The organism is Aquiflexum lacus, assembly GCF_015476655.1.
Taxonomy (GTDB): Bacteria; Bacteroidota; Bacteroidia; order Cytophagales; family Cyclobacteriaceae; genus Aquiflexum; species Aquiflexum lacus.
In genome coordinates this window covers 1-15450 of the sequence record NZ_JABFHF010000052.1, presented here as the reverse complement: position 1 = coordinate 15450, position 15450 = coordinate 1, and the positions used below count along the sequence as shown (strand labels likewise).

18 protein-coding genes are annotated in these 15450 nt (G+C 40.6%); 15 read left to right on the top strand and 3 right to left on the bottom strand.

Annotated features, from left to right (window positions below; genetic code table 11):
- The 5 genes from HMJ38_RS24805 to HMJ38_RS24785 all read left to right on the top strand — a co-directional run.
- Positions 1–428 (top strand): alpha/beta hydrolase domain-containing protein (locus tag HMJ38_RS24805; RefSeq protein WP_262892916.1); only part of this gene is annotated, 428 nt, incomplete at its 5' end.
- A 22-nt stretch (positions 429–450) separates the two neighbouring features.
- Positions 451–1242: a hypothetical protein gene (locus HMJ38_RS24800; RefSeq protein WP_194977146.1), complete on the top strand. Its 792-nt coding sequence runs from the start codon at positions 451–453 to the stop codon at positions 1240–1242.
- Between the two features lie 16 nt (positions 1243–1258).
- A complete protein-coding gene (locus tag HMJ38_RS24795) occupies positions 1259–1687 on the top strand; it encodes a DUF6090 family protein (protein ID WP_194977145.1) in 429 nt (142 codons plus the stop codon).
- A 7-nt stretch (positions 1688–1694) separates the two neighbouring features.
- A complete protein-coding gene (locus HMJ38_RS24790) occupies positions 1695–2189 on the top strand; it encodes a gamma-glutamylcyclotransferase family protein (RefSeq protein WP_194977144.1) in 495 nt (164 codons plus the stop codon).
- A gap of 95 nt (positions 2190–2284) precedes the next feature.
- Positions 2285–2674 (top strand): STAS/SEC14 domain-containing protein, encoded by a 390-nt coding sequence (locus HMJ38_RS24785; RefSeq protein ID WP_194977143.1) that lies wholly within the window; start codon positions 2285–2287, stop codon positions 2672–2674.
- Between the two features lie 47 nt (positions 2675–2721).
- On the opposite strand, the gene HMJ38_RS24780 is transcribed toward HMJ38_RS24785, so the two are convergent.
- Positions 2722–3558 (bottom strand): 3-keto-disaccharide hydrolase, encoded by an 837-nt coding sequence (locus tag HMJ38_RS24780; RefSeq protein ID WP_194977142.1) that lies wholly within the window; start codon positions 3556–3558, stop codon positions 2722–2724.
- Positions 3559–3683: 125 nt separating this feature from the next.
- Between HMJ38_RS24780 and HMJ38_RS24775 the strand changes: the two genes are divergently transcribed.
- From HMJ38_RS24775 to HMJ38_RS24740, 8 genes are all read left to right on the top strand, one after another.
- Positions 3684–3911, top strand: coding sequence for a hypothetical protein (locus HMJ38_RS24775; protein ID WP_194977148.1), 228 nt, complete (start codon positions 3684–3686; stop codon positions 3909–3911).
- 192 nt (positions 3912–4103) lie between these two features.
- Complete coding sequence (locus HMJ38_RS24770; protein ID WP_194977141.1) at positions 4104–5237, top strand: helix-turn-helix domain-containing protein; 1134 nt, start codon at positions 4104–4106, stop codon at positions 5235–5237.
- A gap of 132 nt (positions 5238–5369) precedes the next feature.
- Positions 5370–7079, top strand: coding sequence for an amidohydrolase (locus tag HMJ38_RS24765; RefSeq protein ID WP_228780264.1), 1710 nt, complete (start codon positions 5370–5372; stop codon positions 7077–7079).
- Between the two features lie 18 nt (positions 7080–7097).
- Complete coding sequence (aqpZ, locus tag HMJ38_RS24760; RefSeq protein ID WP_194977140.1) at positions 7098–7823, top strand: aquaporin Z; 726 nt, start codon at positions 7098–7100, stop codon at positions 7821–7823.
- 111 nt (positions 7824–7934) lie between these two features.
- A complete protein-coding gene (locus HMJ38_RS24755) occupies positions 7935–9458 on the top strand; it encodes an arylsulfatase (RefSeq protein WP_194977139.1) in 1524 nt (507 codons plus the stop codon).
- Between the two features lie 276 nt (positions 9459–9734).
- The gene (locus HMJ38_RS24750; protein ID WP_228780263.1) at positions 9735–10778 is read left to right on the top strand and encodes a DUF1254 domain-containing protein; all 1044 of its coding nucleotides are present in this window, start codon (positions 9735–9737) and stop codon (positions 10776–10778) included.
- Between the two features lie 56 nt (positions 10779–10834).
- Complete coding sequence (locus HMJ38_RS24745; protein WP_194977137.1) at positions 10835–11638, top strand: transporter; 804 nt, start codon at positions 10835–10837, stop codon at positions 11636–11638.
- Between the two features lie 279 nt (positions 11639–11917).
- Positions 11918–12424: a hypothetical protein gene (locus HMJ38_RS24740; RefSeq protein WP_194977136.1), complete on the top strand. Its 507-nt coding sequence runs from the start codon at positions 11918–11920 to the stop codon at positions 12422–12424.
- 121 nt (positions 12425–12545) lie between these two features.
- Here the strand turns inward: HMJ38_RS24740 and HMJ38_RS24735 are convergent, their stop codons facing one another.
- On the bottom strand, positions 12546–13175 hold the full coding sequence (locus HMJ38_RS24735; protein ID WP_194977135.1) for a hypothetical protein: 630 nt from the start codon (positions 13173–13175) through the stop codon (positions 12546–12548).
- A gap of 3 nt (positions 13176–13178) precedes the next feature.
- Complete coding sequence (locus HMJ38_RS24730) at positions 13179–13826, bottom strand: DUF4136 domain-containing protein (RefSeq protein ID WP_194977134.1); 648 nt, start codon at positions 13824–13826, stop codon at positions 13179–13181.
- Between the two features lie 366 nt (positions 13827–14192).
- Here HMJ38_RS24730 and HMJ38_RS24725 point away from each other — a divergent pair, with 366 nt between their 5' ends.
- Together HMJ38_RS24725 and HMJ38_RS24720 are read left to right on the top strand one after the other, a co-directional pair.
- Positions 14193–14702: a nuclear transport factor 2 family protein gene (locus HMJ38_RS24725; protein WP_194977133.1), complete on the top strand. Its 510-nt coding sequence runs from the start codon at positions 14193–14195 to the stop codon at positions 14700–14702.
- A 518-nt stretch (positions 14703–15220) separates the two neighbouring features.
- A partial coding sequence (locus tag HMJ38_RS24720) for a type II toxin-antitoxin system RelE/ParE family toxin (RefSeq protein ID WP_194977132.1) occupies positions 15221–15450 on the top strand: 230 nt, incomplete at its 3' end.

The window sequence follows — 15450 nt, the reverse complement described above, 5'->3', positions numbered from 1 at the left end:
AAACACTGACTATATTTGAAAAACAAAAGTGTCAACCATTTTCAGGACGAGACACAGCAACTGATAAAGACGGAAATGGAATGGGAGGTATACGTTTACCAGACATAACTGTTCCATTAGGCACTTACCAGGGATTTAACCCTCGAAAGCCGGAAGCCAATGCACCTTTTTACTTGGCGGGTCATACTGGTTCTTTTTGGCCGTTTGCTGCTACGAAAGAGGAGCGAATTAAAAATGGTGATCCACGGCTTAGTCTAGAAGAGCGATACGATGGAAAAGAGTCCTATGTTAAAAATGTGATTATTGAAACAAATAAATTGCTTGGGGACCGATTGCTGACGCAGGAAGACGCTGATAGAATCATTGCTGATGCAAAAGCGAAAAACTGGCCACCAGTGATGCTGGAAACATGGCCATTCTGGAAGTAGCAATAAACAAAACAATGAATCGATGATAAAATTTTTCAGGAAAATTCGCCAAAGTCTACTTATTGAAAACAAACTCAGCAGATACCTGCTCTATGCCATAGGTGAGATTGTTCTCGTTGTCATTGGGATACTTTTGGCACTTCAGATTAATGATTGGAATCAAAACAGACTCAACGCCAAAGAAGAACGACGCATTTATCAAGACATTACCGATGAATTTCAACTTTACAGATTTCTTTTTAAAAATGGCATTGGAACCTGGGAGACAGTGATTGGGAGCGCGGATAGTTTGTTAATGATCATCAATAATCCAGCAATTCTTCCTGCCGATGAAAAATTGGCGATATATATCCATCAATTGACTTTGAATTGGATGTCAGGCACTTCTACTACCGTCTATGATGTGTTGGGTAATTCTGGTGATCTTGAAATAATTTCTTCCGAATTGCTTCGAAACTCTCTTGCTGAATATAAATATCAAATGGAGCATTTGAAACAGTCTGAGGAGTCATATGTCCGCTTTGCAGATCAGGAGTTACGACCATTCTTGAATCGCTTCGTGGATCGGTCGGCTACACGTGGTAACCGTGAGAAAGGTCAGTGGATCATCACTCATCATCCATCTCCTTTTAGATCTTCTTTTGATGACCTTATTCAAAGTAGGGAATTTGCCAACCTGCTGATAGATCTTATAGATGCTTCAAACAAACTGATCAATGTTAACAGAAGACTTGAAGTAAATATTAACCAAATAGACTCCCTGATTTTGGCTAAATATCCCTCCATCCAAGCCAAACCATATATCCCTAAATAACAAAGAAGAAAACTGCATGATCAAATTCTTCAGAAAAATAAGACAGCGATTACTAGCAGAAGGTAATCTGAAACGATACCTGATTTATGCCATTGGAGAGATTCTACTCGTTGTCATTGGGATATTGATTGCCTTGCAGATCAACAACTGGAACGAGTGGAGGAAGGATAGGATCAAAGAAGAAAACATCCTCCATGATTTGGTCAACGAGATTGATGCCGAATGGGACAACCATATCGTACAGAATTTCGATTTTGTGGAAGGGGTCGGGCTTACACCCAATGATTACGAATCCCTGTTTGAAGATCATTATTATGTTTCTTGGGTCAAAGCATATAATCAGGGAAGGAAATCCTTAATCAAAACCGATCAAACATTGATTAAAGAATGTGAAAACGTATTGCAGTTAATCCGGAATGAACTGAAAAAGTCTAATTCACAATAAAAATTTCATGAAACAAATTACATGCCTTATGCTTTCTTCTGCTCTTTTACTTTTGATGAGAAGTTGTCAGGAGAAAGTAAAAATATTTAAAATTCCCGAAGGGCATGTGGGTATGTTTGGCTATGGTTCGTTGATGTCCAAGACCCTGATCGAAACGGGACTATTGGATAAGGCCTATGATGGCCCATTTTTACCTGCCCACCTTAAGGGTTACAAGCGGTCATGGACCTTTGCTTGGCCGACAGACCTTCCGCTTTACAATGTGGACAGTACCTTTTCCAAAGATTATATCCTAGTGGAAGGTGATTCCATCTTTCCCAAATACCTTCATTACCTCAACATCCGCGAGGAACCGAATACGGTCATCAATGGCGTATTGTATATTGTCCCGGAGGCTGATTTACCCAATTATGATGTTTGGGAGTTGGGGTATGAAAAATTTGAGGTCACTTACTTAATTCAAGGACATAGGATTGTTGACTCGGTCATACTGCCGAAATAATTGTAAACGATTTATAGACAAACTAAAACCTGCAGCTTGGCAGGTTTTTTTGTTTTTTCATAAAACCCTTCTTCTTCAAATGGGTTTCAACATACATGGAACCTTACGCAATCATTGACGAATCTGGATTCCCGATTGTTTGGATTCGTTTTACAGGCAATAAAAGCACTGACCAAAACTTTCAAACTTATCTGGCCCAAAATAAAGCCTGTTATCGGTACAGCAAGCCATTGGCTATTATTTTCGATGCTTCAAACGCGGGCATACCCTCACTTTCACATCAAAAAATGCAGGCTGATTGGCTCAAGGAAAATAAGGAACTGATGATAAATTATTGCGCGGGGACTGCCTATATTATCCCTAATGCAGCCATTCGAGCCATCTTAAAAGTGATTTTTTCATTCCAAAAGCAACCTGTCCCTTATCAGATTTTCGAAAGTGAGCCTGAGGCAGAAGCCTGGGTACAAAGTCTGGTTCTGAAATAGGCTTGTAATTTTAATATCAGAACTCTCTTTTATAATTACTCCTTGTTTCAAAGATCAATGGGCAACTCAGCTATCTTTTTGACTTTGATATCCCTGTAAAAAACCTCAGCCCCTTCGGATTGAATTTGGATTTTACCGCTTTTCAGAGTCAATTCACCTGTTTCAGATAAGTAACGTGAGTTGTAAAGGACCATCAACACTTTGCCGTTTACCACATGCACAGCTGTATCTCCGAAGCAATAAAGTTCCAGGGTATTCCATTCTCCGGTCGGATTTTCGGCATCGGGGTATTTTATACAGCGCCTTCCCACGGCACTCGAATCACTGAATGTCAATTTTTCTGCTTCAGGATCATAGACATAAAGATCATCAGACTTCTTTGCCGGTATGTCCATGATTCCTCCTGCCACTCCCCAATAGTCACCACAATCGCCTTCCTGCACCTGAAACTCCTGTGAGCGCATCCAAAAACCATAGTCTGCCCCATGTGGTCCCCCGGCATGATACAGTATCCCGCTGTCCCTTTTGTTTTTGTCTCGCGGTTTGTGTTTTGCTTCGCCCCATTTAAATTGAAGGCTGAGGTGGTAATTGCTATACTCTTGGGTAGTTGATAAGCCGCCCCATTGCTCCCCTGAAATGCGGATAGCGGGCTTTCCATCCACTTCCACCACACTGAATACGCTTAAGGGGTCGATATTTAATCCAATAGGACTATCAGATCTCCCCACGGTAGAGTCTGAGGTGGCCACCCATGCGGGCCCCAGGTAGGTGTCCCAACCACTGAGGTCTTTATCATTGAAAATTGCTTCCCATTGCTTTTCAGGCTTACAGGAAACGGATGCTAGAAGAGCTACAGCGAAAAGGAAGATTTTGGCTTTGGACATTTTTTTGGGTTTGGTTAAAGGTAGTCATTCTTCAATAAATGGGAGTGAAAAAAAGCACAAACCAAAAGAATTTAAAAATGCATATATTGAAAGGTTAAAGTTTTTAAATGATTAAAATAACGAATATGAAGCGGTCAATTGTTTTTATCCTACTTATCCTCAACCTATCTATCACTTATGGCCAAAAACCCCGGGCAAGGGAATTGGGTGTTCCATTTAACGGCACAACCGGTCAATTCAATGCCATGATCGCGGCAGAAACCATGGAAGGTATCAATGGAAACAAGTCTTATGCATTGCCACATGATTTGCTGGTAGAAGTACTTAAAAAATATAATAGGTTGAATAAATGAAATCTGGATGGACAGGAAATATCATCTAGATCTTGATTAAAAAAAAATCTGGTCAGTAGTCCAATTGTTTGTGAAAAGGAGGATTAATCTGAAATTTTTAAAATTGATAAGCGTTAAAATCAAAGCATAACTATTAATTTTTATAATTAAACCTTACTTTACAATGAAAAAGTAGCAAAAAACAGATTTTTTATGGGAATAACATCCTTTATCAGCTTAATAGGTACCGGGATTGGGATATTGGCTATCTTGATCTTACTTTTCAAGCAACAGGATATTCTCTTTAAAAAAATTGTTTTTGGACTGATGCTTTTTTGCATGACTTATTATTGCTTTTTGGACTTTCTGTTTGATAGTGGTAGAATTTTAGACTTTCCTCATTTTTTCAAGACCGGAAGTCCGATTTTTTATTTACTTCCTATTTCCATTTATTGGCTTGGGCAGTCCCATATAAATCAAAAAACAAGTTTTCAACCCATTGACTATGTGATGATTCTTTTGCCAATCATCAACATCATAGAATTTCTGCCTATTTACAGGCTTTCGACCGTTGATAAGCAGGATTATCTTTTTCCGCTGATGGAAGATCGGGATCAGATAATTTATGCATTTGAGGGCTGGATCCCCACTTATTTTCATTTTTTATTTCAGGTATCTTTGGGTTTAGGGGTTAGCCTACATTTATTGATAAGCACTATTTTGAAAAGAAAAGACAACCCAAATGCTATTGAAAAAAATAATTTCAAATGGTTGATGTACTTATCCTCACTCTTTCTGACCTTTTATCTTGGGGCATTTTTAATGCTTGTTCTGGATAACGAAACTTTTCAAATCCATCAAAATGCCTCGTGGCTTTTTGCCACAACCATATTGGGTTTATTGGTTTTGTTATTTCTTGAGCCCAGTATTTTATATGGAAACACCCTTAATATCAAACCTTCACCGAGTAAGAAAAATTTGATTCCCATCGAAGAAGGGGATGAGCAAAAGTACCGGGAGGCTCTTAACGAATACTTTTTGAAAGAAGATAACTTTCTGCATCCTGATTTCAGACAACAGGATCTTGCAGATTATTTGGATATCACCAAAAACAAACTTTCCCTGATCATCAATCAGCTTTTTGAGCAGAATTTCAATCAGTTGATCAATGACAAAAGGATCGAAATAGCTATCCAAAAATTGCAGACTGAAAAAAGCAAAAGTTTAACCTTAGAAGGAATTGCACAAGAGGTAGGCTTTAAATCAAGAACCACTTTTAACAAAGCTTTTCAAGAAAAGACAGGTTTGACTCCTTCCGAATTCCGAAAAAATCTTTTAGAGGGTTAGTTTTTTTGTTCAATATTTCATTCTTGGACAGATACACAATGTATATCTATAAATTTTACTTAGAAACTCTAGTAGGTTTGTACGAACTATAATTTTTTTTAATGTTCCCATTTCTAATGCAATAAATCAAATATGAAAATTAAAAAACGGATTAACCCTTTAATTGCCATCCTTTTAGGGATGGTTTCCTGTATGCCATCCAGAGATGATAAATCTCTGGATACGGTATTCTTTGGAGGAGAAATTCTAACCATGGAGGGAGATATTCCGGAATATGTTGAAGCTGTTGTAGTCCATAATGGCATGATAGCTTTTTCAGGAGATTTGGCGGAGGCTAGAGAAATAGCTGGTAAATCCCCTAAGATGATTAATTTAATGGGGAAAGTGCTGTTGCCCGGTTTTATGGATGCCCATAGCCATTATATCAGTTCTTTATCAGTTGCCAATCAGCTGAATCTCTATCCCCCACCCTCAGGGCCTGCAAAAGATGTGGTGACCATCATCCAGGAGCTGAAACGATTCAAAGAAGAAAATAACATTCCGGATGGGGAATTAATACAGGCCTATGGGTATGATGACACAGTAATGCCTGATGGTCGCCTTCTAAATAGGGATGATCTTGATGAGGCACTTCCTAATAATCCTGTTTTGGTAGGCCATGTTTCTATGCATGGAGGGGTATTGAATTCTCTTGCTCTGGAAAGATGGAATATTTCCGCTGAAACAGAAACTCCTCTAGGAGGGATCATCGTTCGCAAGCCGGGTAGCAACGAGCCGTATGGGCTTATTATGGAAACAGCATATTTGGAGATTTTTGGCTCCCTTCCCTTACCAACTGATTCAGAAGAAATTGAGTGGTCTGTAAGAGCGCAGGAGATGTATGCCGAAAATGGGATTACCACTGTCCATGAAGGAGCCACCCACCTCAAAGATTTACAGGTAATACAACGTGTAACTGATGCAGGAGCGAATATCATAGACGTCATTGCTTTTCCATTCATAACAGATCTGGATGAAATCCTGAAATTATATCCTGTAGAAAAATGGGGGATTTATGACCGGCATTTGAAAATAGGTGGAGTAAAAGTTACCATAGATGGATCCCCTCAAGGCCGAACTGCCGCTTTTACATCCAGATACCTCACCGGAGGTCCAAATGGGGAAAAGGATTGGCTGGGTAAGCTTTCTTTTCCTCAAAAAATCATTAACAGTTTTATACAACGTGTTTATGAACTTGATGTCCCCTTAAACCTGCATGCAAATGGAGATGCTGCAATTGACGCTTTTCTTCGGGCACATGAAGCTTTAGCCAAAGATGATCTTACCAAGGACAGGAAAATCACGTTGATTCATGCACAGTTTACCAGGAAAGACCATCTTGAAAAGTATGTGAAATATAAAATAGTCCCATCTCTTTATACTTTGCATACCTACTATTTCGCAGATGCCCATATTGAAAACCGCGGTTTGGAGCAGGCACAATATATCAGCCCAATGCGGGATGCCATTGATAAGGGCTTGAAACCTACCAATCACACTGACTTTGTGGTGGCACCACTTGATCAGATGTTTATGTTATGGTCAGCAGTCAATAGAATTTCCAGAAGCGGGGAAGTAATAGGGATAGATCAGCGAGTGACTCCCTATGAAGGCCTTCAGGCCATGACTATCAACGTAGCTCATCAGTATCAGGAGCAGGAATCAAAAGGAAGCATCAAAAAAGGGAAACTGGCCGATCTGGTCATTTTGGATAAAAATCCACTGAAAGTTGATCCGAATGATATTAAGAATATCCAAGTACTGGAAACCATCAAAGAAGGCAAATCAATCTTTAAAAAATAATCAAAACCAACCTAAACCATGAAACTTCAAAACAAACTTTTCGCTGAATTCTTTGGCACCTTTTGGCTTGTCTTCGGCGGCTGCGGAAGCGCAGTTCTTGCAGCCATGTTTCTCGCAGGTGACGCTTCTCCAATAAACCTCGGCATCGGCTTCGTTGGTGTATCGCTTGCATTTGGTCTCACAGTGATGACCATGGCTTATACCATCGGTCATATCTCCGGCTGCCATTTGAATCCTGCTGTCACAATTGGCCTTGTCGTAGCAGGCCGCCACCCGAAGTCCGAAACAATTCCATATTTTGCCGCTCAGGTCATCGGAGGGATTGCAGGTGCAGCAGTTCTGTATCTCATCGCCAGTGGTAAGGAAGGCTTCTCTGCCGCCGGTGGCTTCGCATCAAACGGCTTCAACGATCTCTCTCCCGGAGGTTACTCGATGGTTGCAGCCCTTGTCTCCGAAATCGTCCTGACCTTCTTTTTTCTGTTTATCATCCTAGGCGCAACCGATAAACGTGCCCCGGCAGGATTCGCACCAATTGCCATTGGCCTTGGTCTCACGCTGATCCATTTGATTGGTATCCCTGTGACCAACCTCTCAGTCAACCCTGCCCGTAGCACCGCTCCCGCATTGTTTGCAGGCGGAGCCTATATTTCCCAACTTTGGCTATTTTGGCTCGCTCCAATAATTGGAGCTGTACTCGCAGGCATAGTTTATCCGCTTATTGCAGGTCGTGACAAAAATCAGTAAGACCTATGCTTGACAGCTTCCGATGAGTAAAGTATTTCCTCCACCTATAGGTCAGGACCATCTCAAATTTATTTACAACCAACTAATGCATTACCATAACAAAGCACAACCATGAAAAACATATTGTATTTATTGTTATTTGCCTTTCCCCTAATAGGATTGTCACAGGAAGCAAAGCGTCCGAACATTCTCATCATCTGGGGGGATGATGTGGGCATGTGGAATATCAGCGCTTACCACCGAGGGATGATGGGTGGATCCACTCCCAATATCGACAGGATCGCCCAAGACGGAATGATCTTTATGGATCACTACGCACACGCATCCTGTACAGCCGGGCGCGCGGCATTTATCACAGGTCAGTACCCCATGCGTACTGGATTGAGTACGGTGGGCTTACCCGGTGCCAAGGAGGGACTACAAGCGAGTGACCCCACCTTGGCACAGCTACTTAAACCCATGGGCTATGCTACCGGTCAGTTCGGTAAAAACCACTTCGGGGATCGCGATGAGCATCTTCCCACAGTTCATGGGTTCGACGAGTTTTTCGGTATCCTTTATCACCTCAATGCGGGTGAATATTCTGAGCAATACGACTTTCCTTCGGATGAGATTGCTTCAGAACTCAAAATGAAGGAGCGAGGCGTCATTCATTCCAAAGCCTTGGCAAACGGAAAGCAAGAGGTCAAAGATCTGGGTCCATGGGGTCAAGAACGACAGCGGAACCTGGACCAGGAAGTCTTAGTAGAATCCAAACGCTTTATTCGCGAAGCAGTGGAATCTGACGAGCCTTTTTTCGTTTGGCACAATACGACGCGTATGCATTACCGGACTAATCTAAGCGGAGAGTATCAGGATAGAAGCGGCTATGGAATTTATGCTGATGGTATGATGGAAATGGACGATGATGTAGGCGAGCTATTGGACCTGCTCGAGGAGCTGAATGTGGATGAAAATACCATCGTCATGTTCGCTACAGATAACGGAGCTGCTTCCAATTCCTGGCCAGACGGCGGAAATCACCCCTTCCGTGGTGAGAAAGGGGCCGGAGGTTGGGAAGGCGGATTCCGTGTGCCTGTCTTGGTAAAATGGGACAGACATATACCTGCCGGAGTCGCTACAGGTGAATTTATGACCATGGAAGACTGGGTACCTACCTTGATGTCCTGGGTAGGAGATCCTAACGTAAAAGAAGATCTTCTCAAGGGAAAAAAAGTCGCGGATCGAACCTTTAAAGTGCATCTGGACGGGTATGACCAGAGTGATATTTTGCTGGACCAAGGAGAAAGCAAACGAAAGGAATTTTACTATTTCACCGAAACCACCTTACATGGCCTGCGCTATGGTGACTGGAAAGTGATGTTTAGAGATCAAGAGAAATGGTTTCGCTCACCACAACCGGTATTGTCTACCCCTATTATCACCAACCTGAAGCTAGACCCATTTGAGCGGTTCCACCAGGCTCGTGGTTACGATGAGTGGGCCGAAAACCGTAGCTGGGTCCTGGGTCAGGTAGGCAAAGTATTGGGCTCCTTCTTACAAACCTTTGGCGAATTCCCTCCGAGTCAGAAAAGCTTTGAGGTACAGCTGGACAGTTTTTCCGATTTGCTCAAAGAGGTGCCGACCAACAGGTAAAGATCAAATAACCAAAGAGGACCCAATTAGGCGGTAAGATACCGAGTGCTAGGAAACTTGTCACACCTGACCATTACCTAAAGCAGGTAAATGAATGCTTTTGATTGCCAATGGTCATAAATTCTAGGCTTAGTATCCTAGTGCTATGGGACTGGGAATCACAAAGAAAATATACCCAAAAAACTCTTTCAAAAAATGAAGAAACAAACCCGCCTAATCCTACTCTTGTGCCTTGCATCAATACTAGTTGAATCTTGCAGTCAAACGGCAAATGAAATGGCTACAACTAAAATGGAGTCAAAGAGTGAAGCCGTCAAAGCGAATACAAAAAATGGCCAACATACTCCTGCAGATTTTAATGTTTCCGATTTCGCCTATAAAGTTTCTGAAACAGATTTCAACATAAAAAGATCTCTCGAAAAAGCCCAAATCAATGAATGGGCACATCAAGAAGATGTGAGTTTTGTAGAAACACAGCAAGTGATCCGGGAAAATCAGGATGTCATTTATTCAAGTGCGGTAGTCGATGTGTCTCAGGGAGCTACTATTTCCCTCCCACCGGGTGATACCTTCCAGGTGATTCAGATAATAGATATGCAAAATTATACGGTAAAGACGCTTTACCCGGGAGAAAGTATCACGCTAACCCCAGATCACCTTACCTATAGTAACTATGTCTATCTAAATATGCGTACGCGCAAAAAATCACAGGATGAGGCTGGATTAAAAGATGCGCACCGTAGACAACTGGCAGCGGTGATTGATGCGAAATCTGCAATACCTTATGCATCACCAGAAATTGTCATTCCATTAGAGAAAATGGAGGAAATTAGAACGGTTCTAATTGATGATATTAAAAGAGGCTTACTGAAAAACACATCAAACATGATGGGAACCCCGACCAATACAGACCCACAAGGTCATTTATACGCCACAGTTTATGGCTGGGGAGGTTTACCCATAGAAGATGCCGGTTATTTGGATTTAGTAAACAATACAAAACTCGAAAACGGAAAATCTATTCCATCTCAAATTACCTTTAAACCAGCAGATTTAAATTATGAAAAAGGTGGATTTTGGTCAATCACAACCTATAATATGGAAGGGTGGCTTGCGGAAGATCAAGCTTCCATTTCGAATAGTACTGCTGTTCAAAATGAGGACGGCACCTATACCATACACTTTAATAATGCGAACGAAGTCAATAATATTAGCACGCCATCACAATTTTCAGCTTTGTTGAGAAACTATGTACCTACAAACAAGTCTTCAATTATTGAATATCTAAAAACAAACAACGGAAAATTAATTATTGAATAAATATCCTATATCAGCATAAAATAGTTTTTAAAAAATACAGTTCAACGTAGCTTATAATGAAAAAATCCATACTACTAATTTCCATTTCCATGCTGTCGTTTCTTGCCATAGCACAGGAAGAGTCCAGCGGCACTAGTGCGGCTGATGAGTTGGCCAAGAAACTCCAAAATCCAGTGGCCAGTTTGATCAGTGTGCCTTTTCAGAATAACTTCGATTTTGGCATCGGCCCGAGCAATGGTTCTCGCTATACCCTTAACTTCCAGCCCGTGATTCCTATGAGCATCAGTGAGGACTGGAACCTGATCGCTCGGGTCATTGTACCGGTAATTTCGCAAAACAATGTTTTTGGAGAAAGCGGTAGTCAAAGCGGACTAAGTGATATAGTGCTTAGTGGTTTCTTTTCCCCTAAAGAACCCACCAGTGGTGGCTTAATCTGGGGAGTTGGTCCCGCAATCCTGGTCCCCACCGCTACCAACAATTTATTAGGTACTCAGAAATTCGGTTTGGGTCCTACTGCTGTCGCGCTCAAGCAATCCGGTATGACCAGTTTTGGGGTACTGATCAATCATATCTGGTCTGTTGCCGGGAATGCTGATCGTGCGAATGTCAATTCTACCTTCTTCGAGCCCTTTATCGCCCAAAATTTTCCCGGTGGAAAGGCCATATCCTTAAACACTGAACTGACACAAAACTGGGAAGCAGGTTTAGCTTCAGGTTCTGTCAATCTTGTAGGTTCCAAGGTTTTGATGTTTGGCAAGCAGGCCACTCAGTTGGCAATTGGGCCTAGATTGCATTATGGAAAAGGGAACACTGCAAGCTGGGGGATACGTGCTGCATTTGTCCTGCTTTTTCCAAAATAAGCTTACAATTCATGGACTTTGAGCTTCAAAAGATTACTTAAAAACCATTGATTAAAAGTTGCTCACCCTACAACCCTTGGAATAATCCCTTGGGTTTTTTTATTTCTAGGAGTAATTTCATGCTATTTTAACTCTTTAAAAACCAATTGACTGCTAGTGAATTGACAAACAATGATTGGCACAAGTTTGTATCCATTTATTTTAATAAATTTCATTTGATTAAGGTGAAAAATAAAAGCCAAAATTCTTAACTTTCAAAACAACTTTTGTCAATAGGCTATGAAAACACAAAAACCGTTCAATCATTTCAAAGGAATTATTCATGGTATCAGCAGCGACGGAAGAATAACCCGGGGGCAATTCGAAGAAATGAAACTTTGGTGTCAGGCCCATGAAGGTCTCTGTCAGGAATCACCTTTTAAGGAGTTTTTTGAAGAAATAAAATCCGTTCTTGGTGGGGGTACGATGACATCTGAGGAAATAGATGAAATGAAGACTATTCTCAAAAAATATGAATCTCAGCTGAGTGTTTCTGAAAGTGTGGAAGCCAAAATGCAGATGCTGCAGGGGATCTGTTATGGTATCCTGGCCGATGAGCAGATCAATAAATATGAAATTTATGTCCTGAAAAAGTGGCTGGAAGAAAATAATTCTATGCTCGGTTTATCCCCGTTTAAAGAAATGCATGCTTTACTTACTGATGTAATGGACGATGGTCAAGTAGATATCAAAGAAGAAAAGGAGCTTAAAAAATACTTTTTGGAAATATTGAAAATGGAAGTGTAGATAAGCCCGTCCAATTCCTACAGGCAAATTGATGCAGGCACTTTGTGGTAATTGGAATACAGAACTGTTAGTTTCCTGATATCTAGCAATTCTAATATACCTTACAATTAGCCTTCAATCACTAAAAATACATATTCTTAATCCCAACACTAAATACCATAAACGAGTAGTTGAAGGGTTGATTGCTATGTAGAAAGAAATTGTAGCGCGTACTGAAACTAATTGCAGTAACTTTATTTACCGGAAGATCAATACCTGCTTGCGGGGTGATGGAAAAACTCATGAACTTTTTTTGGACTTCATAAAAACCAACTTGCAGCACTTGATTGGAATGAGCAGTTCCAATTCCCATTCCCACCCATGGCAAAATATCCAAATTTTTGACAAAGGTGTAATGTACAGTGCCTTGTATCGGGAAGGTGTTTATCGTACGAATCTGATTGCCATATATAGCGGCATTGCCATTATTTAAATCTTGCGTGTAATTATCAAATCGTTGTGCAAAAACTTGCCAGCCAAGCAAAAACCCAACAGAAATTTGGGGTTTGACAGACCAGCGGTTTTCTATACTTACCCCTCGCCATGACATTTTGTTGATAAAATCATTTGACATGTTGCCGAAAGGAACGGCCACATCATAGTTTACACGAAAGTTATTTACCCGAAAGTTAGGCACCTTAATTCTGTTCGTTTGGGCATTCACTGAAATACTGAAAGTGATAATTGCTAAAAAAACCAATATTTTTTTCATTGTTTAGCGCGTAAGGTAAGGTGATTGTACAAACATTTGATCAATAGCTCCCAAGGTACGGTTTGTTAGGTTTGTGTTACTACCTCTAAATAATCCTGAACCAACACCATACCAAACCTCGGGTATAACTTCGTTTTGTTGTGGAAGTGCTTTCCCGTCCAGTAACTCCACTATTATAGCAGCCGTGCGAATATTGGAGGTACTGACTTGGGGTGGGAAGAAACAACAGCCACCCCAGCCCCAACCGCCCCAGCCACCCCAGCCGCCCCAGCCGCCCCACCAGGTGGAGAAGTAGTTGTCGGAACGGTTTACACTTACCAAAACAAGGTAGTCAGCTTGTATAGCTAAATTACTATCTGAAATTTCGGTGTAACCTGCTTGGTTCATATTGGAGCGTACCCGGTCTAAAACGAGACGCAGATCGATTTCAAGGTCCGTATTAGATGTACCGGGATCAGTTAAAACGATGACTGTATCCGCCAAATAGTAAGTATTGATAGCGGGATTGTTGAAATCAAAATCAGGATCTGATATTTCAGTAAATACAGCATCAAAGTCTGATACAAATTCCGGTTCGAGGGGGAAGCAACTGCTGAACAGCAGTATGGCAGCAAAAGTGATCCCTTTTAATAAGTTGGATAGTTCTTTCATTGAAGGATTATTTGAGGTCAAATGTAGAGATTAACTTCAGGACTAATCCTATTTATTTTCTTCTTTTTACACGAAATATTCATAAACCAAAATTCGATGAAATGACTATTTTTTTCGCTATCTAGATATCAATCGTAAAAAATTCTCAAGGTCAAACTGAATCCCGTTCTCCTCCAAAATTCCTCCTGTGGAAAATAAAACCAATCATTGGGGAAGAAATCCACGCATTTCGTCCTAAGTCAGGAGACCTGAACTATTCATTTTTTTATATTATACCCCAAATGTCATTGTCGGACATTTGATCATGAATAAATCTCGTTCTTTAAACAATTTGTATTCCTAATATTTCTCTCTACATCGAACAAAATGAAAAATTCAATCCTTCTTCTTGTCTTCACATTACTTGCCTCGCTCACCATAACAGGTTGCAGCGAAAACAGAAAAAATTCCTCAGAAGAGGAAAAAACAGTTCCTACACCAAACAAATCTGAAATGGAGGATGAAGCTTGGCATATGGAAGAAATGTATTGGCAATATGTACAGAACATCGACACAGTCCCTTATAAAACACTTTGGCACGAAGATTTTATAGGCTATCCGGGTTTTGGGGATGGGGTAGCTGACAAAAGTAAAATCGCCAGTTGGATTCCTGACTTGCACAAAGACCAGGAGCTGAAATACAGCTATACCCTTTACAAAAAAGCATCAAATGCAATCGAAGATGTGGTAATTGTATTCTACGACACAGATTTTTTATGGACCGACAAGGATAACCAAGTTGTCCGAAAGGAGACACGAAAATTTACGCATACCTGGAAAAAAGTCGATGGTAAGTGGCTGATTCTTGGGGGAATGGCTGCAATGAAAGATCAGTAGGCTATTGGAGATTAAGCATAATTTCGAAAAAAATTGCACCGTCCTCTCTAAAAATCCATGAAAATAAAATCAAATTTTCTAATGTTTCTAACTGGTCTAACGCTTTTCTCTTGCTCCCAGAAAGTAGATTATGAAGCAGCCAACGCCTATATTTTAAAATCTGCACAAGAATGGGCAGAAGCGATAAATGTGGGGTAATTAATGATAGCAGCCCCAAAATCCCCCAACCACAACGTGCCTGGCCGGCAGGTTTATCTCCTGATAGCCATCGGGATTAACAATTTAGGATGAAACGGTAATTTTTAAGAGTTCATTTGATGACTTGTAATTAAAAATTGGTACTTTAACCTGTAAAAAAAACGAAACAAAATTTCGCATATACATCTAATTTTGACTGGATAGTAGAAAGTTTGTTTCGAGTATAAAGGAGTTGCCAGTAATGTGAACAAACCGCAAAATGTTTCCATATAATTCAACTTTTCATTATCTTTGTTCTGAATTATGGATTAAAAAACTGAATGGATAAATATTTTGACGTCATTTTTCTTGAACAAGCTCTCGCGTTTTTAGAAAAGTTGGATTTGAAAACAAGACAAAAAATATACTACAACGTTGACAAGGCCAAACTCGGACTCGACCCGAAACTGTTCAAAAAACTGACTGATGAAATTTGGGAGTTCAGGACAAAATATGGCGGACTGCAATATCGACTTTTCGCATTTTGGGACAAAACAGACAAATCTGAAAC